General features: G+C 65.1%; 26 protein-coding genes. 15 read left to right on the top strand and 11 right to left on the bottom strand.

The annotated features are described in order from the left end of the window. Positions 1 to 228: 228 nt before the first annotated feature. From AC04SF_RS15265 to AC04SF_RS15255, 3 genes are all read right to left on the bottom strand, one after another. Positions 229 to 1,410: a trans-sulfuration enzyme family protein gene (locus tag AC04SF_RS15265; RefSeq protein ID WP_488478476.1), complete on the bottom strand. Its 1,182-nt coding sequence runs from the start codon at positions 1,408 to 1,410 to the stop codon at positions 229 to 231. Next, positions 1,407 to 2,846 carry a pyridoxal-phosphate dependent enzyme gene (locus tag AC04SF_RS15260; protein ID WP_488478475.1) on the bottom strand — a complete coding sequence of 480 codons (1,440 nt, stop codon included), beginning with the start codon at positions 2,844 to 2,846 and terminating at the stop codon, positions 1,407 to 1,409. Before AC04SF_RS15260 ends, AC04SF_RS15265 begins: the two co-directional genes overlap by 4 nt. Positions 2,847 to 3,026: 180 nt before the next feature. Next, complete coding sequence (locus tag AC04SF_RS15255; RefSeq protein WP_488478474.1) at positions 3,027 to 3,425, bottom strand: RidA family protein; 399 nt, start codon at positions 3,423 to 3,425, stop codon at positions 3,027 to 3,029. Positions 3,426 to 3,594: 169 nt separating this feature from the next. Between AC04SF_RS15255 and AC04SF_RS15250 the strand changes: the two genes are divergently transcribed. Both AC04SF_RS15250 and AC04SF_RS15245 read left to right on the top strand, forming a co-directional pair. Next, positions 3,595 to 3,927, top strand: coding sequence for a hypothetical protein (locus AC04SF_RS15250; protein WP_488478473.1), 333 nt, complete (start codon positions 3,595 to 3,597; stop codon positions 3,925 to 3,927). Next, positions 3,924 to 4,571, top strand: a complete 648-nt coding sequence (locus AC04SF_RS15245; RefSeq protein WP_488478472.1) for a cysteine hydrolase family protein — start codon at positions 3,924 to 3,926, stop codon at positions 4,569 to 4,571. Before AC04SF_RS15250 ends, AC04SF_RS15245 begins: the two co-directional genes overlap by 4 nt. Before the next feature lie 13 nt (positions 4,572 to 4,584). On the opposite strand, the gene AC04SF_RS15240 is transcribed toward AC04SF_RS15245, so the two are convergent. After that, positions 4,585 to 4,938 (bottom strand): winged helix-turn-helix transcriptional regulator, encoded by a 354-nt coding sequence (locus AC04SF_RS15240; RefSeq protein WP_096451962.1) that lies wholly within the window; start codon positions 4,936 to 4,938, stop codon positions 4,585 to 4,587. 112 nt (positions 4,939 to 5,050) lie between these two features. On the opposite strand from AC04SF_RS15240, the gene AC04SF_RS15235 reads away from it, so the two are divergent. After that, on the top strand, positions 5,051 to 5,821 hold the full coding sequence (locus tag AC04SF_RS15235; protein WP_488478471.1) for a type 1 glutamine amidotransferase domain-containing protein: 771 nt from the start codon (positions 5,051 to 5,053) through the stop codon (positions 5,819 to 5,821). A 13-nt stretch (positions 5,822 to 5,834) separates the two neighbouring features. Here the strand turns inward: AC04SF_RS15235 and AC04SF_RS15230 are convergent, their stop codons facing one another. From AC04SF_RS15230 to AC04SF_RS15220, 3 genes are all read right to left on the bottom strand, one after another. Further along, a complete protein-coding gene (locus AC04SF_RS15230; protein WP_488478470.1) occupies positions 5,835 to 7,178 on the bottom strand; it encodes an FAD/NAD(P)-binding protein in 1,344 nt (447 codons plus the stop codon). A 25-nt stretch (positions 7,179 to 7,203) separates the two neighbouring features. Beyond that, a complete protein-coding gene (locus AC04SF_RS15225; RefSeq protein ID WP_488478469.1) occupies positions 7,204 to 7,653 on the bottom strand; it encodes an RrF2 family transcriptional regulator in 450 nt (149 codons plus the stop codon). A gap of 680 nt (positions 7,654 to 8,333) precedes the next feature. Next, on the bottom strand, positions 8,334 to 8,582 hold the full coding sequence (locus AC04SF_RS15220) for a DUF6471 domain-containing protein (protein ID WP_488478615.1): 249 nt from the start codon (positions 8,580 to 8,582) through the stop codon (positions 8,334 to 8,336). Between the two features lie 58 nt (positions 8,583 to 8,640). Here AC04SF_RS15220 and tauA point away from each other — a divergent pair, with 58 nt between their 5' ends. The 8 genes from tauA to AC04SF_RS15180 all read left to right on the top strand — a co-directional run bounded on the left by tauA (position 8,641) and on the right by AC04SF_RS15180 (position 15,753). Beyond that, positions 8,641 to 9,654, top strand: a complete 1,014-nt coding sequence (gene tauA / locus AC04SF_RS15215; RefSeq protein ID WP_488478468.1) for a taurine ABC transporter substrate-binding protein — start codon at positions 8,641 to 8,643, stop codon at positions 9,652 to 9,654. A 127-nt stretch (positions 9,655 to 9,781) separates the two neighbouring features. Continuing rightward, a complete protein-coding gene (locus tag AC04SF_RS15210; protein ID WP_488478467.1) occupies positions 9,782 to 10,555 on the top strand; it encodes a taurine ABC transporter ATP-binding protein in 774 nt (257 codons plus the stop codon). After that, positions 10,552 to 11,412, top strand: a complete 861-nt coding sequence (locus tag AC04SF_RS15205) for an ABC transporter permease subunit (RefSeq protein WP_488478466.1) — start codon at positions 10,552 to 10,554, stop codon at positions 11,410 to 11,412. The genes AC04SF_RS15210 and AC04SF_RS15205 overlap by 4 nt, the downstream gene beginning before the upstream one ends. A 23-nt stretch (positions 11,413 to 11,435) precedes the next feature. Next, positions 11,436 to 11,624, top strand: coding sequence for a hypothetical protein (locus tag AC04SF_RS15200; protein ID WP_488478465.1), 189 nt, complete (start codon positions 11,436 to 11,438; stop codon positions 11,622 to 11,624). Between the two features lie 358 nt (positions 11,625 to 11,982). Then, complete coding sequence (locus tag AC04SF_RS15195) at positions 11,983 to 12,936, top strand: sulfonate ABC transporter substrate-binding protein (protein WP_488478464.1); 954 nt, start codon at positions 11,983 to 11,985, stop codon at positions 12,934 to 12,936. Between the two features lie 75 nt (positions 12,937 to 13,011). Beyond that, complete coding sequence (ssuD, locus tag AC04SF_RS15190; RefSeq protein WP_488478463.1) at positions 13,012 to 14,175, top strand: FMNH2-dependent alkanesulfonate monooxygenase; 1,164 nt, start codon at positions 13,012 to 13,014, stop codon at positions 14,173 to 14,175. After that, positions 14,172 to 14,948 carry an ABC transporter permease subunit gene (locus AC04SF_RS15185; protein WP_488478462.1) on the top strand — a complete coding sequence of 259 codons (777 nt, stop codon included), beginning with the start codon at positions 14,172 to 14,174 and terminating at the stop codon, positions 14,946 to 14,948. Before ssuD ends, AC04SF_RS15185 begins: the two co-directional genes overlap by 4 nt. Positions 14,949 to 14,955: 7 nt before the next feature. Beyond that, on the top strand, positions 14,956 to 15,753 hold the full coding sequence (locus tag AC04SF_RS15180; RefSeq protein ID WP_488478461.1) for an ATP-binding cassette domain-containing protein: 798 nt from the start codon (positions 14,956 to 14,958) through the stop codon (positions 15,751 to 15,753). Positions 15,754 to 15,867: 114 nt separating this feature from the next. On the opposite strand, the gene AC04SF_RS15175 is transcribed toward AC04SF_RS15180, so the two are convergent. Next, entirely contained in the window at positions 15,868 to 16,044 is a 177-nt protein-coding gene (locus tag AC04SF_RS15175) for a hypothetical protein (protein ID WP_172221835.1), read from the bottom strand. 309 nt (positions 16,045 to 16,353) lie between these two features. On the opposite strand from AC04SF_RS15175, the gene AC04SF_RS15170 reads away from it, so the two are divergent. From AC04SF_RS15170 to AC04SF_RS15155, 4 genes are all read left to right on the top strand, one after another. After that, positions 16,354 to 16,722, top strand: coding sequence for a septal ring lytic transglycosylase RlpA family protein (locus AC04SF_RS15170; protein WP_488478460.1), 369 nt, complete (start codon positions 16,354 to 16,356; stop codon positions 16,720 to 16,722). A 233-nt stretch (positions 16,723 to 16,955) separates the two neighbouring features. Further along, entirely contained in the window at positions 16,956 to 18,233 is a 1,278-nt protein-coding gene (locus tag AC04SF_RS15165) for a polyhydroxyalkanoate depolymerase (RefSeq protein WP_488478459.1), read from the top strand. 158 nt (positions 18,234 to 18,391) lie between these two features. Then, the gene (locus AC04SF_RS15160) at positions 18,392 to 19,006 is read left to right on the top strand and encodes a transglutaminase-like cysteine peptidase (RefSeq protein ID WP_488478458.1); all 615 of its coding nucleotides are present in this window, start codon (positions 18,392 to 18,394) and stop codon (positions 19,004 to 19,006) included. A gap of 396 nt (positions 19,007 to 19,402) precedes the next feature. Further along, complete coding sequence (locus tag AC04SF_RS15155) at positions 19,403 to 19,651, top strand: hypothetical protein (RefSeq protein ID WP_096452002.1); 249 nt, start codon at positions 19,403 to 19,405, stop codon at positions 19,649 to 19,651. Between the two features lie 91 nt (positions 19,652 to 19,742). Here AC04SF_RS15155 and AC04SF_RS15150 read toward each other — a convergent pair whose 3' ends face one another. From AC04SF_RS15150 to mltA, 3 genes are read right to left on the bottom strand one after another with little or no spacing between them, the layout of a single operon-like run. Next, positions 19,743 to 20,111: a helix-turn-helix domain-containing protein gene (locus AC04SF_RS15150; protein ID WP_096452004.1), complete on the bottom strand. Its 369-nt coding sequence runs from the start codon at positions 20,109 to 20,111 to the stop codon at positions 19,743 to 19,745. Positions 20,112 to 20,130: 19 nt separating this feature from the next. Continuing rightward, positions 20,131 to 20,661 (bottom strand): Smr/MutS family protein, encoded by a 531-nt coding sequence (locus tag AC04SF_RS15145; protein WP_488478457.1) that lies wholly within the window; start codon positions 20,659 to 20,661, stop codon positions 20,131 to 20,133. Then, positions 20,661 to 21,758 (bottom strand): murein transglycosylase A, encoded by a 1,098-nt coding sequence (gene mltA, locus AC04SF_RS15140; protein WP_488478456.1) that lies wholly within the window; start codon positions 21,756 to 21,758, stop codon positions 20,661 to 20,663. The genes AC04SF_RS15145 and mltA overlap by 1 nt, the downstream gene beginning before the upstream one ends. Between the last annotated feature and the right edge of the window lie 2 nt (positions 21,759 to 21,760).

Here is a 21,760-nt window from a genome sequence, read left to right as displayed (position 1 = left end):
CTGGCCTGCCGGCCATCTCCCCCGCAAGGAGGGAGATTGGCAGCTTGGACGCCGCCGCTCGTCTTGCAACGTTCGAGATTGGCGAAAGCGGAAGTGACATCTAATCTCCCCCCTTGCGGGGGAGATGTCCGGCAGGACAGAGGGGGGTGTGAAGGATCGCTACAGAACCAGTTTACCTTGCGCCGTAGCATCCGTGAATCGGCCGAAGAACCAACGCATGGTTTGCCACTATCCCCCCAGCGCCTGCTCCAGATCCGCGATCAGATCATCGCCGTCCTCGATCCCCGCCGACAGCCGCACCAGCGAATCCGAAATCCCGATCTCCGTCCGCTTCTCGGCCGGGATCGACCCATGCGTCATCAGCGCCGGATGTTCGATCAGGCTCTCAACCCCGCCGAGGCTCTCGGCGAGCGTGAACAATTGCGTGCGTTCGAGGAAGCGTTTTGTGCCGGCAAGGTCGCGGTCGAGCACGGCTGATATCATGCCGCCAAAAGCATGCATCTGCTGGACGGCGATGGCGTGCTGCGGGTGGCTGGCGAGGCCGGGATAGATCACGCGGCGCACATCCTTGCGCGCTTCCAGCCACTGCGCGATTTTCAGTCCGTTGTCGGAATGCCGCTCCATCCTGAGCGCCAATGTCTTCAGGCCGCGCAAGGCGAGAAAACTGTCGAACGGGCCCGATATGGCGCCGATTGCGTTCTGCAGGAACTTCAGCTGGGCGGCCAATTCCTTGTTGTCGCCAACCACCGCCACGCCGCCAACCATGTCGGAATGGCCGTTGAGATACTTCGTTGTCGAGTGAACGACGATGTCGATGCCGAGTTCCAGCGGCCTCTGGATATAGGGGCTGCAGAACGTGTTGTCGGCGACCGTGAGAATCCCCTTGCGTTTGGCGAGCGCGGCGACGCCTTCGAGGTCGACGATGCGCAACAGCGGGTTGGTCGGCGTCTCGACCCAGAGCAGCTTCGTCTCCGGCCGGATCGCCTCCTCCACAGCGGCAAGGTCGGTGAAATCGACGAACGAGACCTGCAGACCCGCCGAACGCTTGCGCACCCGCTCCATCAGGCGGAAGGAGCCGCCATAGATATCGTCGGTGGCGACGATATGCGCACCGCTATCGAGCAGTTCCAGCACCGTGGAGATCGCCGCCAGGCCGGAGGCGAAGGCAAAGGCGGCCGTGCCGCTTTCGAGATCGGCCACCGCGCGCTCGAAGGCGAAGCGGGTCGGGTTCTGGCTGCGGGCGTATTCGAACCCCTTGTGCACGCCGGGCGACTGCTGGCCATAGGTCGAGGTGGCGTAGATCGGCACCATCACCGCGCCGGTCAGCGGATCATGGCTCTGGCCGCCATGGATGGTGCGCGTCGAGAAGGCCAGGCGGTTTTTGCCGGCCGGCGGGGTGTGTTTGGTCATCGTGCGCGCCTCAGATGGTTGATCAGGTCGATGCGGGTGATCAGGCCGACGAATTCGTCGCCGTCGAAGATGATGGCGACCTCGTTGCGGTCGAACACCGGCAGCAGCGCATCCAGCGTCTGGCTGGCCTGCAGCGTGTGCAGATTGGAGGTCATCGCCGTACGCACCGGACCGTTGAAGCGCTCCCAGCGCCCGTCATAGGGACCGTCGACCTTGGCCAGAATATCGCTCTCGTCGACGATGCCGACCAGTTTGCCCTCATCGAGCACCGGCAGCTGCGACACATCGGAGCGGCGCATGCGGCCATAGGCGTTGAGCAGGCTTTCGTCCGGGCCGACATAGACGGTGTCGCCGGTGCGGTGCGAGCGCATGACGAGGTCGCGCAGATCGCCATGCTGTTCGTGCTCGGCCAGGCCCTGTTCGGCCAGCCAGAAATCGTCGAACACTTTCGACAGATACTTGTTGCCGCTGTCGCAGACGAAGGTGACGACGCGCTTGGCCGACGTCTGCTCGCGGCAATAGCGCAGGGCCGCCGACAAAAGCGTACCCGACGACGAGCCGGCCAGTATGCCTTCGCGCGACAGCAGATCGCGCACCGCCAGCATGCTTTGCTTGTCGGTGATTGAATAGGCCTTCTTGACCAGCGACAGATCGGCATTGGGCGGCACGAAATCCTCGCCTATGCCTTCCACCGTCCAGCTGCCGGCCTCTTCCATCTTGCCGGTCTTGATCAGCGGCGCCAGCACCGAGCCGACCGGATCGGCCAGCACCATTTCGGTCTTCGGCGATATCTTGGCAAAGTAGCGGCCAAGCCCGGTCAGCGTGCCGCCAGAGCCAACGCCGACCACCACCGCGTCGACATTGCCGTCAAGCTGCGAAAAGATTTCCGGGCCGGTCGTCGTCTCATGCGCCAGCGGATTGGCCGGGTTAGCGAACTGGTTGGCGTAGAAGGCACCGGGCACTTCCGCCGCGATCTTCTCAGCCATGTCCTGGTAATATTCCGGGTGGCCCTTGCCGACATCGGAGCGCGTCATGCGCACCTCGGCGCCCAGCGCGCGCAGATGCTGGATCTTTTCACGCGACATCTTGTCGGGCACCACCAGCACGATGCGGTAGCCCTTGGGAATGCCGACCTGGGCAAGGCCAAGGCCGGTATTGCCGGCGGTCGCCTCGACGATGGTGCCGCCCCGCTTGAGCTTGCCCGCTTTCTCGGCGGCGGCGATCATCGACAGCGCGATGCGGTCCTTGATCGAGCCGCCGGGGTTCTGGCTTTCGAGCTTGATGAACAGCCGGCATTTGCCGGTGTCGAACTTGGTCAGCTCGACCACCGGCGTCTGGCCGATCAGGTCGAGAACCGAGGCATAAGGTGGGCGCAGGCGGGAGGTTGCGCTTTCCGAGGGGCCGCTGTCAGGCGCGGCGACCTTCTGCTCGCTCATTCAGATGCTCCATGATCAAGCGACCGCCTCGGGGGCAGAGCGGCAGCGTAGCCTCTTTTCCAGCCGTTTGTCGCGGGAAAGAAGATAGAACGTGCCAATCAGCCGGCCAGACGGGGAATGAAATTCCAAGCGGCACCGGCTTGCCCCGTCCGGCGCCCAAGCCTGGGCCTCCGTCAGGTGCTATATGATGGCCGCCTGGCCTTCGATCTCGATCAGGAAATCCGGATTGGCGAGGCCGAGCACGCGTATGCCCGTCACCACCGGCGGCGGCCCGCGATCCGCCCAGAACGCCATCCAGGCGCCGAAGGCCGGCCTGATGTCGGCGTCGCCGACAATGTAGATCGACAGGCGGACGAGGTCTTCCAGGCTGGCGCCGCCTGCTTCGAGCACCATCGCCAGATTGGCGAGCGCCTGCTTGGTCTGTACGGCGATGTCGCCCTTGCCGACGATCTGACCATCGGCATCGACGCCGTTCTGGCCGCCGATCAGCACGAGGCGGGCCGAGGCGGGCAGCGCCACGCCTTGCGAATAGGCCGGGTTGCTGTGCATGCCCTTCGGGTTCAGCCGCTCGATAGTCATTCCCGTCTCCTCTTCGCTGCATGCCGCGCGCCACGAAAGGGCAACCGGCCGGCTCGTTCAACGAACCATCTCGTTCGTTGAAGCCGCCATTTTCGACATGCTAGCCGAACGGGATGCCAGCCGGAACACACGAGCCGCGCGATCCTGACATCCCAGGAGGAGACAGCCGATGAAGATCATCGCCTATGACAACTTCAAGCCCGGCGTCACCTTCGAAGCGCTAAAACCCTATCTGCGCGACGAGGTCTCGAATGTCTGGCGGCTGTGGAAGGCAGGCATCGTTCGCGAAAACTATGCCCGCGCCGATGTCGGCGGCGTCATCATCGTTTTCGAGCTCGACAGCGTTGAGGCGGCCAGGCGCTACACCGACGACTTCCCGCTGTCGAAGGCCGGTCTGCTCGAATGGCATTTTCTTGCCTTCGATCCGGCCCCACTGCCGCTCGAATATCTGTTCGACCCCGACGTCGACATCGCCCAGCCCTGGGACCGGACCGCGGCATGATCCGGTCGAGCGAAGGCATCGAGATCCCGGCCAGCCTGGCCGAATGGTGCGATCCGCACCGCATGGCGCTGGTGGTCTATGATATGCAGGTCGGCATCTGCCGCCAGGTCGCCGGCGCGGCCGAAATCGTCGAGCGCACCGGCATCGTGCTCGAAGCCGCCCGCTCGGCCGGCATGCGGGTGGCGTTCACGCGCCACCTCTCACCGCCGCGCAAATGGATGGGCGCCACCCAATTGCGCACTGCCATGGCCTGGCAGCGGCACGACAGTCCGGACACAGTCGAGCCGTGGTTTCTGCGCGACGCCGAAGCGACGCAAATCGTCCCTGAACTCGCGCCCCGCGCCGATGAAGCGGTCTTCGACAAGCTGACCATGTCGGCCTTCGATTCCACCGCACTTGGCTTTGCGCTCGGCGATTGCGGCGTGCGCGCCATCGCCCTTGCCGGCATCGCCATGGAGATCGGCATCGAGCCGACCGTCCGCCAGGCGACCGACAACGGTTTTACGGCTGTGGTGCTCGAGGACGCCTGCGGCTTCGGCAACCGCGAGGCACGCGACCGCTCGATGGCGACGCTGCGTTTCCTCGGCGAGGCCGTCATCACCGATGTCGCCGGCTTTTGCGGCGCGCTTGCCGGCGCGGCCTGAGGGGCGAAACTTGCTAGGCCGCCGCCTCGATGTCGGTGCGGAAGCGCACGCCCTCGGCGCGACCATGCACGCTGCCCCAATCGTAGAGCGCCTGGAGCGCTTCGGCGAGATCGTGGCCGCGCTTGGTCAAGGCATAGCGCGCCTTGCCGTCGGGCGATGTCTCAAGCACGACGAAGCCGATCTCGACGAGGTCGGCGAGCCGCTGCGTCAGCATCTTGTCGGAGAGCGAGGGGATCATCCGCCGAAGTTCGGAATAGCGCAGCGGCCCTTGCTTGATCCGCGCGATGATCACCGTTTTCCACTTGCCGCCGAGCGCGTCGAGCGCGAACTCGACCGGGCAGCCATAGAGTCTACCGCGTTGTGTCATGCACCGATCCTAGGCAAGGCGCCGCGGCGACGGAAGCGGATTTTGCCCCGCCATGTGGCCAGATTGCCGGGCCCGGCTTTGTCGGCGACAGTTTCATAAGGGAGAGCCCAAGATGAGTGTCAGGGATGCCAATCCGGTCGATGCGCTGAGGCCGAAACGTGTGGCCATCGTCATCGCCAATCCGGCCGTATCGACCACGACCGGCTGGCCGGTCGGCTTCTGGTGGAGCGAGCTGACACACCCTTGGTTCGCCTTCACCGAGCGCGGCTATGCGGTGGAAATCTTCTCTCCCGATGGCGGCAGATGCGAGGCCGATGCGCTGAGCGACCCGCGCGACCCCTCGGGTTATTCGCAGACCGATCTCGTCTCGCTCGGCTTCCTGTCGAGCCCGAAACTGGCGACCCTGGTCGAGACCACGCGGCCCGTGGCGGAGATCGACGTCGACGGTTTCGATGCCATCGTCGTTGCCGGCGGCCAGGCGCCGATGTTCAGCTATGAGCGTGCAACAGACCTGCAGCGGACCTTTGTCGCCTTCCATGAAGCCGGCAAGGTGGCCGCCGCGCTCTGCCACGGCACCGCGCTGCTGCGCTACGCCAGGCGCGCGGACGGATCGCTGCTGGCCGCCGGCAAGACGGTGACCGGCTTCGCCAATGCCGAGGAGGATTTCGCTGACAACGCGACCTGGGCGATGGGCGCGCTCGAGCGCGGAAAGCATCTGATGCCCTGGCGCATCGAGGATGAGTTGAAGGCCATCGGCGCCAATTATGTCCAGGCCGGGCTGTGGCGCGGCTTCGCCATACGCGACGGCAATCTGATCACCGGCCAGCAGAATTTTTCCGGCGCCGAAACAGCGCGCCTGGTGTGCGAAGCGCTGGGCGGCTGAACGCCAGCGCGCCCTACCCCAGCAACTGCTTGCTCAGCCTTGCGCACTGAACGCGAATATCCGGAATCGCGTCGATCTCGAAGAAGGTGCCGCGCGTCAGCGGGCCGACGGCGAGGATTTTGCGCGAGACCGTGCCGTCGCCGGCGATGATCTCGCAATTGGCCGAGACGTCGAGGCCGATGCGCATCGGATCCGGCCTGCCGAGCCCGCGGTCGACCAGCGAGCGCACGACGCTGTTCGACGAGGTCGAAATGTCGCGCACGATGCCCGAGCAATCATAGATACGGGCGACGTCAAAGGTCTCGACAAGCTGGCTGTGGCGCGGCTGGACGTCGACGCTGAAAGTCTCGCCCGGTGCGATCCCGACGACGCGGCCGGCAACAAGCCGGATGCGGCCGGATTGCACGGCGTCGGTCACCTTGGCGTAGACTTCCGGCGCCATGCGATGACGGTGGATGTCCCACCAGGCCTTGGTGTGCTCGACGAAGCGACGCTTGGCGGAGGCCGGCCAGTTCTGCCAAATCTTTTGGTTGAACGGCCTGAGACCATCGACCACGTCGCGCCAGTCGATGCCGGCCTTCTGGTTCTCGCGGATCAGGTCTCGGAACCAGCCGACGAAATAGGAAAGCTGGGTGCCGAGCGGGATGTCGGCGACGTCGAGCTTGATCGGGTTGCCCTTGCGGTGCGGCGACGGCAGCAGGCCGCGCCGGGACACGGCGACGATCTCGCCCGTGTGGCCGCGCTGTTCCAGCGCCAGGAACGCGTCGACCATGCTGAGGCCGGTGCCCAGCACCATGACGCGACTTTCGGGGTCGAGCGCCGTGTCGGCCTCCGAGCCCATGCGGATCGCATGGCCCTGCGCCGGCTGTTCGTCATGGCCGGTGGCGAGTATGGCCAGATGGGCGACGACGCTGGTGCCGTTGGCAAGCGCCACCTCGACGCCGGAGGCGGTCGGCGTGATCGACAGGCTCTCTTCGTGGATCAGGCGCAGCCGCCCGCTCGGCTGTTCGCGCGCTTCGAGCTCGTCGAGCAATTCGCCGAGATAGCGGGCATAGAGGCTGCGCGGCGCGTAAAAAGGTGTCTGTGGCGTCTGCTCCGGGTCGACCAGGCCACGCCCCTGCAGCCAGCGCCAGAAATTGCCGGGATCGTCGGCATAGGCGCTCATGCCGGCCGCACTGACATTCAGCACATGCGCCGACAGCAGCGTCGAATAGGCGATGCCCTGGCCGAAATGCGGGCGCTTTTCGATCAGCGTGACGCGCAGATCCGGATTGGACGATTTCAGCAGATGCGCGGCCATCACGACGCCGCTGGCGCCGCCGCCGACAATGATGATGGAACTGGCGCGCCCGCTCATGCGCGCCTCCGCATAGTACCAGGCGTCAGGCCTGGACCTTCACCGTGACTGGGAGTTCGTCGAGGCCGATGTCGCGCATTTCGGCGAGGCTGCGCTGATCGAGCACCTCGGCGATCGCCTGCCGGACCTCGAGCATCAGATGACGGACTTGGCATGTCGCCTCGTTGCAGTCTTCACAGCGCTGATATTGCGTGCGGCTGGCGCAGGGAATTGGCGCCAGCGGCCCGTCGAGGACGCGCACGACATGGCCGACCTTGATCTCGTCGGCTGGGCGCGCCAGGCGGTAGCCGCCATCCTTGCCCTTGCGGCTCTGGACGAAACCGGCATTGCGCAATTCGCCCAGTATAGCGTCGAGAAATTTCTTCGGGATGTTGTTGCCGGTCGCGATGTCGTTGACGAAAGCCAGCTGCCCGGCCGGCATGTGCGCCAGATGGACCAGCGCCTTGAGGCCGTACTTGCCTTTTTTGGTGAGCATTGACCGAACGTTTCTCTGTCATGCGATGGCGCGAGGCCATCCGTTGCGAAACGCCTGGCGAGCCTCCCCGCCGCGCCCAAGCATCCATGACACATAAATTCTAGTGACATGATATACAAGCCGAGAAACGTTGAATTTGCTTCGTTTTCAAGCCGCAATAGCCATTTTGTCAGGCCTTTGTGCCAATAAGAGCACAGAAATGCATCTCGACGGCGACAAGGCGGCATATCGTTTCCCGCGAGACAGCCGTGCCACGCGCCGACTCAGGAGGGATCGAAAGCCGGTGCATGTCGCGAGCGATTAGGGTGGTGGGGTATCCGCTCATCGTCGCCTCCAATTCCCTATGTCGATAAGGATACTATACTTACCCTCGAACACGCGGAACGGCTTGTCAATTCCTTCGGCATTTGAGGCATGGACTTGCCTGACAGTCGCAAAAGCGAAATTGTCGTTTCGCAGGTGACGGCGCCGACGGTCGCCGAGTTACCTGAGCCTTCCCAACTTCGTCATCCACGGGCGGAGCAGGAGCGAAGCTCCGTCGCGAAGACTCGAGGATCCAATCGTGAATGCCACGTTAGACGGCCGGCAAACGCCAGGTTCTGAGCGAATAGGCAACTGCGTCTCTACCGACGGCCTCAGCCTGCCGTGCGGCGGCTTCGAAATCGTAATCAACCGCGGTATTATGGCGCGAACGCCACGGGCGCGGCGGCAGACATAGTTGCGCGGGCAAGTTTGTTTGCAATGCTGGCCTTGGTTTCATTGAAGCCGTGTTCTTTGAGCCGTTTGGCCAAATCGTCATATGTCAGGCCTGCACGCTTTAGCTCTAACTTCAGATGACGCGCGGCCCGTTCGGCCCATTCTTTCTCAGTCGACCGCTTTTTTCCAACAAACCCGCCTTCCTTGGAAGGATTTAACTCTACAAGAACGATAGAATTAGCTGACTATTATAGGGCAATCCGGTTTTCTCTGTTTTCATGGAGCCCTTTGATGTCCACCATTTCGCGACGCATTCTCCTGCTATCGTCGGCCGCCCTTGCCGGTGCTGCCTTCCTCGGCCCGGCTTTGGCCGACGATTTGAAGATCACCATCGGCTACCAGACGGTGGTCGAGCCTTCCAAAGTGCCGCAGGCCGATGGTGTCTATGAAAAGGCCACCAAGGCGACCATCGACTGGCGCAAATTCGATTCCGGCGCCGACGTCATCGCCGCGGTCGCTTCCGGCTCGGTCGATATCGGCTATGTCGGTTCGAGCCCGCTGGCGGCGGCGGCCAGCCGCGAACTGCCGATCCAGACCATCTTCGTCGTCGGCCTGATCGGGCCGTCCGAGGCGCTGGTTGCCCGCGACGGCGCCGGCATCGAGAAGGTCGCCGATCTCGCCGGCAAGAAGGTCGCCGTGCCCTTCGTCTCGACGACGCATTACAGCCTGCTTGCCGCGCTGAAGCACGAGAATGTCGATCCGAAGTCAGTTGAGATTCTCAATCTCAGGCCGCCGGAAATCGCCGCCGCCTTCGCCCGCGGCGACATCGATGCGGCTTACGTCTGGGATCCGGCGCTCGGCCAGATCAAGACATCAGGCAAGGTGGTGCTGGATTCCTCGCAGGTCGCCGGCTGGGGCGCGCCGACCTTCGACGCCTGGATCGTGCGCACTGACTTCGCCGAGAAGAACCCGGAAGCGGTGCGCGACTTCGTCAAGGTGACGGGCGCCGCCTATGCCGAGTACCTCGCCAAGCCCGAGGCCTGGTCGGTGTCGTCGCCGCAGGCCGGCAAGATCGCCAAGCTCACCGGCGCGAAGCTGGAAGAGGTGCCGGAGCTGCTGAAGGGCTACGTCTTCCCGACGCTCGAAGAGCAGGCCTCCGACAAGTTCCTCGGCGGCGGCACGGTCAAGGCGGTCGCGGCGGCCTCCGCCTTCCTCAAGGAGCAGGGCAAGGTCGACGCCGTGCTGCCGGACTATTCGAAATATGTGACGTCGAAATACGTCACCGAAGCGCTGGCCTCGAACTGAGCGCCCGACGTCACCTGAACGCGCGGGGATCTCCTTCCCTGACGCCGCGCGTGCCGCCTGCCCCGGAACCGCTGACGAGGCGCGGTTTCGGGGCGGGCGGATCTCAACAGACCTCCTGAGAGGCCCCATGCCGCATCTCGTGCTCGACAAGATCTCGATCCAGTATGAGGGCCAGTCGGCACCTGCTGTCGAGCGTGTGTCGATCGACGTCGCCGGGGATGATTTCGTCGTGCTTGTCGGCCGTTCCGGCTGCGGCAAGACCTCGTTACTCAACGTCGCTGCCGGCCTGGTTACGCCGGCACGCGGCAGTGCCACGATCAATGGCCAGCCGATCACGGCACCCGGCTCGGATCGCGCCGTGGTGTTCCAGAACGATGCGCTGTTTCCCTGGCTGACCGCGCGCGAAAACGTTGCCTTCGCGCTGCGGCTGCGCGGTGTCAGGCCGGCCGAGCGGGCGCGCCGCGCCGACGAGCTTCTGGCGCTGGTCAAGCTCGGCGATGCCGGCGACAAGCGCATCTGGGAGCTGTCCGGCGGCATGCGCCAGCGTGTCGGCCTCGCCCGCGCGCTCGCTGCCGAACCGCAATTCCTGCTGCTCGACGAACCGCTCGGCGCGCTCGATGCGCTGACGCGCGAGCGCATGCAGACGACGCTGCTGGACCTCTGGACGGCAAGCCATGCCGGCGTGCTGATGGTCACGCACGGCATCGAGGAGGCGCTGGTGCTCGCCACCCGCATCGTCGTGCTGGCGCCAGGCCCGGGCCGCGTGGTGCGGACCTTCGAGCCCGGCTTCTCCAGGCGCTACGCCTCGGGCGAGGCCATCCGCGCGATCAAGGCCGAACCGGCCTTTGCCGCGGCGCGCGGCGAACTGACCGACGCCATCTTCGAGGGAGAGGCGGCATGACCATTTCCTCCTACACCGAGCGACCCGGCTCCAGCACCGAAGAGACCGACGGCCTGTCGGTGCCGTGGTCGCGGCCGAGCCCGAAACGCCGGGGCGTTTCGGCGCGCATGATCAGCGCGGTCACCATACTGGTGGTGCTGGCGGCGTGGGCGCTGTCGGCCCGCCTGCAACTGGTGTCGCCGGTGTTCCTGCCCTCGCCGGTCGCGGTGTGGAACAAGTTCATCGTGGTTATCAGGGATGGCTTCGTCGATGCGACGCTGCTGCAGCACACTGTCGCCAGCCTTGGCCGCGTATTTGCAGCACTCGTCGCGGCCCTTCTCATCGGAGTGCCGGTGGGTCTGGCCATCGGCATCAGCACCGTCGGCCGCGGCATTTTCGATCCGCTGCTCGAATTTCTCCGCCCGATCCCGCCGCTCGCCTATCTGCCGCTGGTCATCATCTGGTTCGGCATTGGCGAGCCGTCGAAAATCCTGGTGATCACTATCGCCATGCTGGCGCCGGTCGCGCTGTCGACCGCATCGGGTGTTCGCGGCGTCTCGCAGGAGCGCATCAACGCCGCGCGCTCGCTTGGCGCGACCAAGCGCCAAGTGGTCCACCACGTCATCCTGCCCAGCGCGCTGCCGTCGATCCTGACTGGGCTGCGCATCGCGCTCGGCGCCGGCTGGTCGACATTGGTCGCGGCCGAACTGGTGGCCGCGACGCGCGGGCTGGGTTTCATGATCCAGTCGGCGGCGCAGTTCCTGGTCACCGACGTGGTGATCATGGGCATTCTGGTCATTGCGGCGATCGCCTTCGTGCTCGAATTCACCATCCGCCGGATCGAGCGCGCGCTCGTCCCGTGGGCGGGACGCGAATGATCAACCCAGGAGGCTCGACATCCATGGCCCATCCAGCCCCGGCATTGTTCGCTTTCTTCGCGACCCGGCTGCGCCTGACGCGGCACAGCGACAAACCGCTCGACGACACCGATCGCCAATCGCCGGCACCCGTGCGCTGGGACGCCGAGCGCGACCGCCTGCCGCCGCACGACGAGAGTTTTTACTGGGCCTGGCAGTACTGGTCGCAGTGAGGGGCACACCAAGACAGCGACAATGACGAGCGTCGCGCTCTGTCGCGCCCCCCCTCTGTCCTGCCGGACATCTCCCCCCACGTGGGGGGAGAGATTAGCAGCCTCGCTGTCGCGCCTCCTTTCGGTTTGGGAGATTGGCGAAAGCCTAGATGACAGCCGATCTCCCCCCTCGTGGGGGAGATGCCCGGGAGGGCTGAGGGGGGCGCTGTCCCGCCAATCCTAGAAAATTGGTTCCCCTTCCGAGGGGTAACTCGCAAAATCGTTCCTCCACTAAATTTATAGAACTACCTAGCTTTATCCCTCACCCAAACGGCGAGGACATTTCCCGGCGCCGATCCGCAGCGAAGGAGAGGGACCCATGTTCAATCTGACGAGATGCGTTGTCGGCCTCGGCCTTGTCGCCGCGACAGTTGCCCTGTCGTTCGGCGCCGCGGCCCAGGAGTTGAAGCAACTCAACATCGGCTACCAGAAAACCGGCCTGCCGGTGATCGCCCGGCAGCAGCAGGTGATCGAGAAGGCGCTGAGCGACAAGGGCGTCGCCGTGAAGTGGGTCGAGTTCACCGCTGGGCCGCCGCTGGTCGAGGCGCTCAATGTCGGCGCCATCGACGCCGGCTGGACCGGCGACGCGCCGCCGATCTTCGGCCAGTCCGCCGGCGCCAACATCGTCTATGCGGCGGCATTGCCGTCCAATGGCGACGGCGAGGCGATCTTCGTCAAGCCGGCCTCGCCGGTCCAGTCGGTCGCCGACCTCAAGGGCAAGCGCGTCGGCGTCGGCAAGGGCACCTCTGCGCATAATCTACTCGTCGCCGCGCTGGAAAAGGCCGGCGTTTCGTACGATCAGATCACGCCGATCTATCTCAGCCCCGCCGACGCGGCCGCCGCCTTCGCCAGCGACCAGATCGACGCCTGGGCGGTCTGGGATCCGTTCTTCGCCATTGCCGAAACGCGCTATCAGCCGCGCGTGCTGGCCCGCTCCAGCGAGGTGCTCAAGGTCCACACCTATTTCCTCGCCAACAAGGATTTCGCCAAGGCGCATCCCGAGATCGTCACCACCACCATATCAGCGCTCGGCGAGGCGGCGAAATGGGCGGACCAGAACCGCGACAAGGTGGCCGAGGCGCTGCACGAGGTCACAGGCGTGCCGCTCGACGCCCAGACCATCGCCGCCAACCGCACCAAATTCGGCATCTTTCCGATCACCGACGAGATCGTCGCCAGCCAGCAGGCAACCGCCGACCGCTTCTACAAGCTCGGCCTGATCCCGAAGGCCGTCCGCATCTCCGACGCCGTGTGGACCGCGCCAGGCAACTGATCTTTTGTCTCGCGGCGCCGGGTGAGACCGCCCGGCGCCGTTGCCGTTTGTGCCTGCATCTCCAGGAAGTCCGCCATGACCACGCCAGCCAGCACCGCACCGCTCGATTTCTTCTGGTTCATCCCGACGCATGGCGACGGTTCCTATCTCGGTTCCGAAGAGCAGCAGCGGCCGCCGGAGTTCGGCTATTTCAAGGAAATCGCCCAGGCCGTCGACCGGCTCGGCTTTCCCGGCGTGTTGCTGCCGACCGGCCAGAATTGCGAGGATTCCTGGATCACCGCGACGGGCCTCGCCACCCTCACCGAAAAACTCAAATTCCTCGTCGCCTTGCGGCCCGGCGTAACATTGCCGACCTTCGCCGCCCGCCAGACGGCAGCCCTCGACCGGCTGAGCAATGGCCGCCTGCTGCTCAATGTCGTGGTCGGCGGCAATCCGACCGAGCTCGCCGGCGACGGCGTCTTCCTGCCGCATGACGAGCGCTACGCGCAGGCGCATGAATTCCTGACCATCTGGCGCGGCCTGGTATCCGGCGAGCGCGTCAATTTCGACGGCAAATACTACCGCGTCGAGAATGGCCGCCTCGACCTTTTGCCGAGCCAGGAGCGGCCGCCGCTCTATTTCGGCGGATCGTCCGACGCCGGCCAGGATCTCGCCGCCGACCTCGTCGACATGTATCTCACATGGGGCGAGCCGCCGGCGCAGGTGGCCGAGAAGCTCGCCTCAGCGCGCAAGAGGGCAGCGCTGCGCGGCCGAAAATTGCGCTTCGGCATCCGGCTGCATTTCATCGTGCGCGAAACCGAGGACGAAGCCTGGCGCGCCGCCGACCGGCTGATCAGCCATGTCACCGACGCCCAGATCGAGAATGCCCAGGCGCGCTTCCTCAACCAGATGGACTCGGTCGGCCAGCGCCGCATGGCCGAACTGCATGGCGGCCGCCGCGACAGGCTGGTCGTGGCGCCCAATCTGTGGGCCGGCGTCGGCCTGGTGCGCGGCGGCGCCGGCACCGCGCTGGTCGGCACGCCGGAGCAGATTACGCAGCGCATCCGCGAATACCAGGCGATCGGCATCGACACCATCATCGGCTCCGGCTATCCGCATCTCGAGGAAGCCTACCGCGTCGCCGAGCTCCTGTTCCCGAAGCTCGGGCTCGGCACCAGCCGGCAGCGGGTGCACGAAGCCATCGCCAATGAATTCTCGGTCGGCTTCCATGGCGCCGCCCGCCTGCAGCCCTCCTCATGAGCTTTTCCGCGCGCCTCCACGCCAACGCCATCGGCTGGGTGCTGCCGGTCCTGGTGATTGCCGGCTGGGAGATTGCCAGCCGCGCCGGCGTCATGCCGGCCAATGTGCTGCCGGCGCCAAGCGCCGTTGCCGAGGCCTTCTGGCGGCTGACGCTGTCGGGCGAACTGATCCGCAACATCGGTGTTTCGACGGCGCGCGCGCTTGCCGGCTTTGCCATAGGAGGCTCGATCGGCTTCGCGCTCGGCCTCGCCAACGGCCTGTCGCGGCTCAGCCGCGGCCTGACCGACACCACGCTGCAGATGATCCGCAACATCCCGCACCTGGCGCTGATCCCGCTCGTCATCCTGTGGTTCGGCATCGACGAGGAAGCCAAACTGTTCCTGGTGGCGCTCGGCGTGTTCTTTCCGATCTACGTCAACACGCTGCTTGGCATACAGAGCGTCGATCCGCTGCTGGTCGAGATGGGCCGTGTCTACGGCATGGACCGGCGCGCGCTGTTCTTCCGCGTCATCCTGCCCGGCGCGCTGCCGGCGATCTTCGTCGGCCTGCGCTATGCGCTCGGCATCATGTGGCTGACGCTGATCGTCGCCGAGACGATCTCGGCCAGTTCGGGCCTCGGCTACATGGCCATGCAGGCGCGCGAATTCCTGCTGATCGATGTCGTCGTGCTGTCGATCCTGATCTACGCGCTGCTCGGCAAGCTCGCCGACAGCCTCGCCCGCCTGCTCGAGCGGCTGTCGCTCGGCTGGCATCCCGCCTTCCAGAACGGATGAGGTTCCGATGCCAGCCGCCAGCCTGACCTCCGTCCGTTCCTTCGTCGCAGCACCAGCGCCGGCGCGCCCGGCGATTTCTGTCGAAGGACGCCGCGCCTTCGCCTTCAAGGGCGTCGAAAAACGCTTCGGCGATAAGACCGTGCTCGACGGCATCGACCTCGACGTGCCGGCCGGGCAGTTCGTTGCCGTTATCGGCAAGAGCGGTTGCGGCAAGAGCACTTTGCTCAGGCTGCTGGCCGGGCTCGACCGGCCGACATCGGGGTCGTTGACGCTGGGCGCCGAGGAAGAAGACCACAGCCGCACCCGCTTCATGTTCCAGGAGCCGCGCCTGCTGCCCTGGGCGAGCGTGGTCAAAAATGTCGAGGTCGGGCTGACCGGCATCGCGGCTGGCCAGGACGCAAGGCAACGCGCGCTCGACATTCTGGGCGAGGTCGGCCTCGCCGACCGCGCCGATGAATGGCCCTCGGTGCTGTCAGGCGGCCAGAAGCAGCGCGTGGCGCTCGCCCGCGCGCTGGTCGGCCACCCGCAGATCCTGGCGCTCGACGAGCCGCTCGGCGCGCTCGACGCGCTGACCCGCATCGAGATGCAGCAATTGCTGGAGCGCATCTGGCTCGCCCAGAAATTCACCGCCGTGCTGGTCACGCATGATGTCGCCGAGGCCGTTGCGCTCGCCGACCGGGTCGTGGTGATCAGCGAAGGCCGGATCGCGCTCGACCTGGACGTCCCCGTGGCCCGGCCGCGCCGGCGCGGCTCCCCCGAACTCGCCCAGCTTGAGGGCACGATTCTGGACCGGCTTTTCGGTTAGGCTGTCGTGGGCAAGGCTAGCCAGCCGGCATAAGGTCGCGCGCCGTTCCTCTCCCCCGGGGAGAGGTGTCGAGCGAAGCTCGACGGAGTGGGGGTCGACCTTTTCATCGAAGCCCTACCGGTTTGCCCACACCAGCCCGGCCAGGCCGACCAGCATGGCGACCAGGCCGATGTAAAGCCATTGCGACTGGCCGGTCATGAAGCTGCCGCCGACGACGCCGATGCCTTGCAGCGACCACAGCGCACCGATGGCCAGCACAATCAAGGCCAGCAGATTTTTGGTCAGTCTCATTGTCGGATCTCGCTTTTCAAGTCGATCGTTTGCGGCGCCGTGGGCGTGATGAAAGAGCCAAAGGAAGGGACGAAATCACGCCGGATTCTACTTGGATATTAATCCGATATCTTGTCAAAGCGATCTCCAATATCGGCCCGAAGATCATCGAGAATTGATCAAATCGCATCGGAAAATCCCTGACAGACTGTTACCTGCTGACTCCAAACGTGTGATCTCGCCACGGAACGGACAGATGCTTGCCGCATTTCCTGCCTTATTCGGCACCTAACGGCTGGGGTCTGTCAAAAACGGAGCCACCCCTCAAATATGAATAATACAAAACAGACCGCGCTTGTCGCGGTAACGATCGCTGCTGGCCTGATGGTCGGCGCTTCCGCCACTTCGGCGACCGCCGCCGCCGGCCAGTGCGGCCGCGCTTCCTGGTACGCGCTGCACTCGAAAACCGCGTCGGGCGAGCGCATGAACCCCTCGGCGATGACCGCCGCCCACCGCACGCTGCCTTTCGGCACCAAATTGCGGGTCACCAACCAGCACAACGGCCGCAGCGTCATCGTGCGCATCAACGATCGTGGCCCTTTCATCAGGGGACGTATGCTCGATCTGTCCAAAGGTGCCGCGGGACAGCTTGGCTTCATCAGCTCCGGCCAGACCGCTGTCTGCGTGGCGCGCGTCTGAGCCTACTCCCGAGTCCGGCGGCAGGGCCGGACACATATCGTTCACATTTCGGCACTGCACATTGAGCCGGCTCGGCCATTCCCCGCTGATTTCCAACGCTTTGGACGAAAGAACCATTGGTCACGCCACGTGATGTATTGCATCGCAGCAATTAGTTGTTAACCTCGCCACGAGACATTTGAGGCTCGGCGCTGCTCGTCGTCCCTTCGGTCGCAGCAGCAGCGGGGTTGTCGATGTTCTACCAGCTCTATGAAATGAACCACGCGGCACTGCAGCCGGCCCGGCTCTATGCCGACGCGGTGCGGATGTTCTATTCCAACCCGCTCAACCCGTTCTCGCACACACCCTGGGGCCGTTCGATCGCGGCGGGCGCCGAACTGTTCGAGCGCACCACGCGCCGCTATGGCAAGCCCACCTTCGGCCTCGACAAGACCGTCGTCGACTGGAAGAGCGTCGCGGTCACCGAAAAAACCGTGTGGTCGAAGCCGTTCTGCAATCTCGTCCGCTTCGAGCGCGCTGTTCCCGCCGGCCGCAAGCCGGATCCGAAGCTTCTGATCGTGGCGCCGATGTCGGGCCACTATGCCACGCTGCTGCGCGGCACGGTGGACGCCATGCTGCCCCATGCCGATGTCCACATCACCGACTGGGTCGACGCCCGCATGGTGCCGCTGGCCGACGGCAGCTTCGATCTCGACGACTATATCGACTACATCATCGATATGTTCCATGCGCTCGGTCCCGACACCCATGTGATGGCGGTGTGCCAGCCTTCCGTGCCGGTTCTGGCGGCGGTGGCGCTGATGGAGACCAAGGGCGACCCCTTCGTGCCGTCGACCATGACCCTGATGGGCGGGCCGATCGACACCCGCCGCAACCCGACCGCGGTCAACCTTTTGGCCGAGGAAAAGGGCATCGACTGGTTCCGCGGCAACGTCATCATGCGCGCGCCCTGGCCGGAGCCGGGCTTTGGCCGCGAGGTCTATCCGGGCTTCCTGCAGCTGTCCGGCTTCATGAGCATGAACCTCGACCGCCACATCATCGCCCACAAGGACTTCTTCATGCACCTTGTGAAGCATGACGGCGACAATGCCGAAAAACACCGCGACTTCTATGACGAGTATCTGGCTGTCATGGACCTGACGGCGGAATTCTATCTGCAGACCGTCGACACCGTCTTCGTGCGCCATGCCCTGCCCAAGGGCGAGATGACGCATCGCGGCACCCGCATCGATACCTCGGCCATCCGCAACGTCGCTTTGTTCACGGTCGAGGGCGAGAACGACGACATATCGGGCCTCGGCCAGACCAAGGCGGCGCAGGATCTGTGCGTCAACATTCCGGCTGACAAGAAGGCGCATTACATGCAGCCGGCGGTCGGCCATTACGGCGTCTTCAACGGCTCGCGCTTCCGCTCCGAGATCGTGCCGCGCATCGTCGACTTCGTCACCAGCTATGGCCGCCAGAACCGCGTCGCGGTGAAGCCGAAGCTGGTCCGCACGGCCAGGCGGTAGGCAATTCCGGGACAAAATCGGGTCAGGGCCGATTCTGTTGCACAATAGACGCTGTCCCTCCCCGCGGGTAACCATGCTGCCAATCAGCCCGTCGTCGTAATTGACACGGACTGCCGATCGCCCTTAACGTTTCGTTAACAACAGGGTGAGCGGGGACAATGAATTCCTCAACAATGGCGAGAAGGCTGCGTTTATGCGTGGCTGCGGCCGGTCTGGCAGCCACGGCAAGCTGGCCGGCAATGGCGGCCGGAGCGATGGCGACCGGGGGCATCACCTCGCAGCCGATCGGCCACTATGACTTCTGCAAGCTGCACCCCGGCGAATGCTCGATCCGTCCGAGCAATCTGGCACCGGCCAGGATGACCAATGGGCTGATGAGCAAGCTCGCCAGCGTTACCGCCAGGGTCAACGCCGCCGTCAAGCCGATGAGCGACATGGACATTTACGGCAAGGACGAGGTCTGGGCCTATCCCGACAAGGGCGTCGGCGATTGCGAGGACTATGTGCTGGAAAAGCGCCGCCGGCTGTCCCGCATGGGCATCTCGCTGTCCGATCTTCTCATCACCGTGGTGCGCAAGCCCGATGGCGAAGGCCATTCGGTGCTGACCGTGCGCACCGACAAGGGCGACTATGTGCTCGACAATCTGACCGACAAGGTCAAGGCCTGGGACCAGACCGGCTACCGCTTCCTCAAGCGGCAGGCGATCGACAACACCGGCCGCTGGGTCTCCATCCGCGGCGGCCAGCAGGTGCTGGTCGGGTCGGTGGAATAGGGGGCGCGTTCGCGGTTGGCCGCTTGAGGCGGCCACACCCATCGCTTCGTCATCCTAGGGTGCAGCAGTCGCGAAGCGACGTCGCGGAGACCCCTGGAGCTGCTCCGCAGCCCAAGGGATCCATGCCGTGACACCAAGGCAGGACGCGACGGCGCAAGAACAGGCGCCGGCTTCCTTCGAGCATTCCTACATTCCGCACCGTTGCGGCGCCTTCAGGTCGCGGCATGGATCCTCGGGTCTGCGCGTCCGCTTCGCTCCCGCTCCACCCGTGGATGACGAAGGCCGGGGGCTCCACCGCGCATCCCTCCCAAAAAATCTCCACCTCTCCGTGAACCATTTCCGTCCACCCGGCGACACACAGCCGTGAACGACGAAACCCAACCATGGAGACTTCAAATGACTGCTTTTCTGCGAAATACCCTTCTCGCCTTCGCCGCCGTGTCGGCGCTGAGCGGATCCGCGATGGCCGACCAGACGGTCAGCTGCTCCTACACCAACCTCAATGACCTTTGGGCCGGCCGTTGTTGCGGCACTGCCGGCGCATCGGACTGCCTGGGCGGTGGCCACGACCGCGACCATCATGACAATGGCCGCCCGGGCACCAAAGGCGGCAACCCCAACGGCAGCACGGCCGGCAAGTATTGATCTCGCCACAGTTGCCCGCTGGCGCTTCGCCGGCGGGCACTGTGTTGCCATCAGGCAGACATCCGGCCGTCGCAAAATCCGGGCAAACCCGTTACTTCAGCCGGCCGAGCGCGGCGCGGATCGATGCGGTGATGCGGCGCAATTCCGCCTCGTCCAGCTTCTCGATGTTCTCGGCCAAGAGATTGGCGAGCTCGGTGGCGGCGGGATTGAGACCCGACGTGTCGAGCCTGACACGCGGATGTGAGGCTTCGGCCAGCCGCGCCAGCTCCTCGGCATCGTCCCAGATAATGTTGAAATAGCCGATGATCTTCTGGATCAGCGTCCAGGTCGGCGCACCGCGCCGGCCATGTTCGAGCGCCGAGAGATAGGCAGCACTGACGCCGATCGCCGCCGCCATGTCCTTCTGGCTGACGCCGCGCTCGGCGCGTAGCGCCCGCAGCCTCTCGCCGAACGGCGTCATGCGACCTGCCCTTCAGCCCTCATGAGCGTGTCCGCCGCAGCCTGATATAGAGCGCGCCCGAACCGCCATGGTTGCGGGCGGCATGGTCGTGGCTGGAGACCAGCGGCCGGAAGGCCGGCGTCGACAGCCAGGCCGGCACCGCGCGCCGCAGCACACCGTCGCCGCCGGAGGAAGAACCCTTGCCGGTGATGACCAGCACATAACGGATGCCGCCGGCATGCGCCCGGTGCAGGAACGAGAACAGCAGCGAATAGGCCTCGTCCTGCCTCATCCCATGCAAATCGACGCGGCCCTCGATCGGTAGCCGGCCCTTCGACAGTTTGTCCAGCGTCGGCTCGTCGAGCCGGTGCGTGACATGCTGCACCTTCGGCTTTGCGGCACCTGCCGCATTGGCCGCGGGCTGGGTCGCCTGCGGCGCCGCCGGCTTGGCCTCGACGGCCAGGTCGGGGATGTCGACGGAGGTTTTGCCCTTGAGCGGCTTGGCCGTGCGCGCCACCAGGTTCCACAACACCCGGTCGTCTTCGCTCAGCCTGTCCGGACGCTTGCTCATCAGGCGCCCCCGACCAACGCGCGCGGCACCAGCGCGTAGAAGTCGGCTGCATTGCGCACCACGCCGGCGATTTCGCCGGCGGCATCGCCCGAACCGGCGAACAGGTCGCCGCGCGCCGGCCCGGTGATGGCCGAGCCGGTGTCCTGCGCGATCATCAGTCGCCGGAACGGTTTTTCGTCGAAGGCGGTCAGCGTCGGCGCGTCGATGTAGAACGGCGTGCCGAAAGTGTGCAGCAGCCGGTCGACCGCGACCGAGCGACCCGGCGTCAGCGGCACCTTGGCGGCGGCGATCGGGCCGAGGCTCGCGTCCTCGACGTCAGCCTCGCGGAAGAAGATGTAGGAGCGGTTCTGCCACAGGATCTCGTCGATGCGCTGGGGATGCGCCTTGAACCAGGCGCGGATCGACTGCATCGTCACTTGCGCCAGTAGGATCTCGCCCAATTCGCTCAGCACCTTGCCCGGCCCGGTAAAGCGCTGGCCCGACTTGGCGGCATAGGTGACGCGGCAAAGCCGGCCGTCGGTCATGGCCAGCCGCGCCGCGCCTTGCACATGGATGAAGAAGGCGTCGACCTTGTCGGCCAGCCAGGCGATCTCCAGCCCCTGGCCCGTCAGTGCCCCGCGTTCGATCGTGCCACGGTCGAAATATTCGGCCAGTCCATCCGCCGTCCGGCGCGCGAAGGCGAGGTAGGGGTCCATTCCCTCAGGCCGGTTGGCGTCGTCGACATCGACAAGATCGGCCGGCCGCGACAAGAGCGGCACGACAAAACGTTCCGTGCGCACCGGCGAAGCCTCGACCTGCGGTTCGTAGAAGCCGGTGACGAGGCCGGGGCCGGTCTCGGGCGGGACCAGCATCGGGACAAAATGGCGCTCGAAGAAGGCGCGGGCCTCCGCCCGGTTTTCAGGCGGTGCCGTGCGCGCCTGCGCATAGACCTCGGCGAAGGCGCCGAAATCGATGCCGAGCGCACCGCTGCGATAGGGTTTTGTCAGCACATAAAAGGCGGAGCGGCGAAAGGCCTCGAAGGCCGCCAGATGATCGTCCTCGCCCCAGCCGGGCAGGTCGCCAAAGGACCTTTCAACAAGGAGTGGCGACAGCGACACCG

The sequence above is a fragment of the Mesorhizobium sp. CNPSo 4671 genome (assembly GCF_057784245.1).
The sequence above is the reverse complement of the archived record's forward strand: the minus strand, read 5'-3'. Positions and strand labels throughout refer to the sequence as shown.

What these genes read in the sequence shown, in the direction of transcription:
- AC04SF_RS15265 (WP_488478476.1), bottom strand. Translation starts at nt 1,410, where the DNA reads ATGACCAAACACACCCCGCCGGCCGGCAAAAACCGCCTGGCCTTCTCG.
- AC04SF_RS15260 (WP_488478475.1), bottom strand. Translation starts at nt 2,846, where the DNA reads ATGAGCGAGCAGAAGGTCGCCGCGCCTGACAGCGGCCCCTCGGAAAGC.
- AC04SF_RS15255 (WP_488478474.1), bottom strand. Translation starts at nt 3,425, where the DNA reads ATGACTATCGAGCGGCTGAACCCGAAGGGCATGCACAGCAACCCGGCC.
- AC04SF_RS15250 (WP_488478473.1), top strand. Translation starts at nt 3,595, where the DNA reads ATGAAGATCATCGCCTATGACAACTTCAAGCCCGGCGTCACCTTCGAA.
- AC04SF_RS15245 (WP_488478472.1), top strand. Translation starts at nt 3,924, where the DNA reads ATGATCCGGTCGAGCGAAGGCATCGAGATCCCGGCCAGCCTGGCCGAA.
- AC04SF_RS15240 (WP_096451962.1), bottom strand. Translation starts at nt 4,938, where the DNA reads ATGACACAACGCGGTAGACTCTATGGCTGCCCGGTCGAGTTCGCGCTC.
- AC04SF_RS15235 (WP_488478471.1), top strand. Translation starts at nt 5,051, where the DNA reads ATGAGTGTCAGGGATGCCAATCCGGTCGATGCGCTGAGGCCGAAACGT.
- AC04SF_RS15230 (WP_488478470.1), bottom strand. Translation starts at nt 7,178, where the DNA reads ATGAGCGGGCGCGCCAGTTCCATCATCATTGTCGGCGGCGGCGCCAGC.
- AC04SF_RS15225 (WP_488478469.1), bottom strand. Translation starts at nt 7,653, where the DNA reads ATGCTCACCAAAAAAGGCAAGTACGGCCTCAAGGCGCTGGTCCATCTG.
- tauA (WP_488478468.1), top strand. Translation starts at nt 8,641, where the DNA reads ATGTCCACCATTTCGCGACGCATTCTCCTGCTATCGTCGGCCGCCCTT.
- AC04SF_RS15210 (WP_488478467.1), top strand. Translation starts at nt 9,782, where the DNA reads ATGCCGCATCTCGTGCTCGACAAGATCTCGATCCAGTATGAGGGCCAG.
- AC04SF_RS15205 (WP_488478466.1), top strand. Translation starts at nt 10,552, where the DNA reads ATGACCATTTCCTCCTACACCGAGCGACCCGGCTCCAGCACCGAAGAG.
- AC04SF_RS15200 (WP_488478465.1), top strand. Translation starts at nt 11,436, where the DNA reads ATGGCCCATCCAGCCCCGGCATTGTTCGCTTTCTTCGCGACCCGGCTG.
- AC04SF_RS15195 (WP_488478464.1), top strand. Translation starts at nt 11,983, where the DNA reads ATGTTCAATCTGACGAGATGCGTTGTCGGCCTCGGCCTTGTCGCCGCG.
- ssuD (WP_488478463.1), top strand. Translation starts at nt 13,012, where the DNA reads ATGACCACGCCAGCCAGCACCGCACCGCTCGATTTCTTCTGGTTCATC.
- AC04SF_RS15185 (WP_488478462.1), top strand. Translation starts at nt 14,172, where the DNA reads ATGAGCTTTTCCGCGCGCCTCCACGCCAACGCCATCGGCTGGGTGCTG.
- AC04SF_RS15180 (WP_488478461.1), top strand. Translation starts at nt 14,956, where the DNA reads ATGCCAGCCGCCAGCCTGACCTCCGTCCGTTCCTTCGTCGCAGCACCA.
- AC04SF_RS15175 (WP_172221835.1), bottom strand. Translation starts at nt 16,044, where the DNA reads ATGAGACTGACCAAAAATCTGCTGGCCTTGATTGTGCTGGCCATCGGT.
- AC04SF_RS15170 (WP_488478460.1), top strand. Translation starts at nt 16,354, where the DNA reads ATGAATAATACAAAACAGACCGCGCTTGTCGCGGTAACGATCGCTGCT.
- AC04SF_RS15165 (WP_488478459.1), top strand. Translation starts at nt 16,956, where the DNA reads ATGTTCTACCAGCTCTATGAAATGAACCACGCGGCACTGCAGCCGGCC.
- AC04SF_RS15160 (WP_488478458.1), top strand. Translation starts at nt 18,392, where the DNA reads ATGAATTCCTCAACAATGGCGAGAAGGCTGCGTTTATGCGTGGCTGCG.
- AC04SF_RS15155 (WP_096452002.1), top strand. Translation starts at nt 19,403, where the DNA reads ATGACTGCTTTTCTGCGAAATACCCTTCTCGCCTTCGCCGCCGTGTCG.
- AC04SF_RS15150 (WP_096452004.1), bottom strand. Translation starts at nt 20,111, where the DNA reads ATGACGCCGTTCGGCGAGAGGCTGCGGGCGCTACGCGCCGAGCGCGGC.
- AC04SF_RS15145 (WP_488478457.1), bottom strand. Translation starts at nt 20,661, where the DNA reads ATGAGCAAGCGTCCGGACAGGCTGAGCGAAGACGACCGGGTGTTGTGG.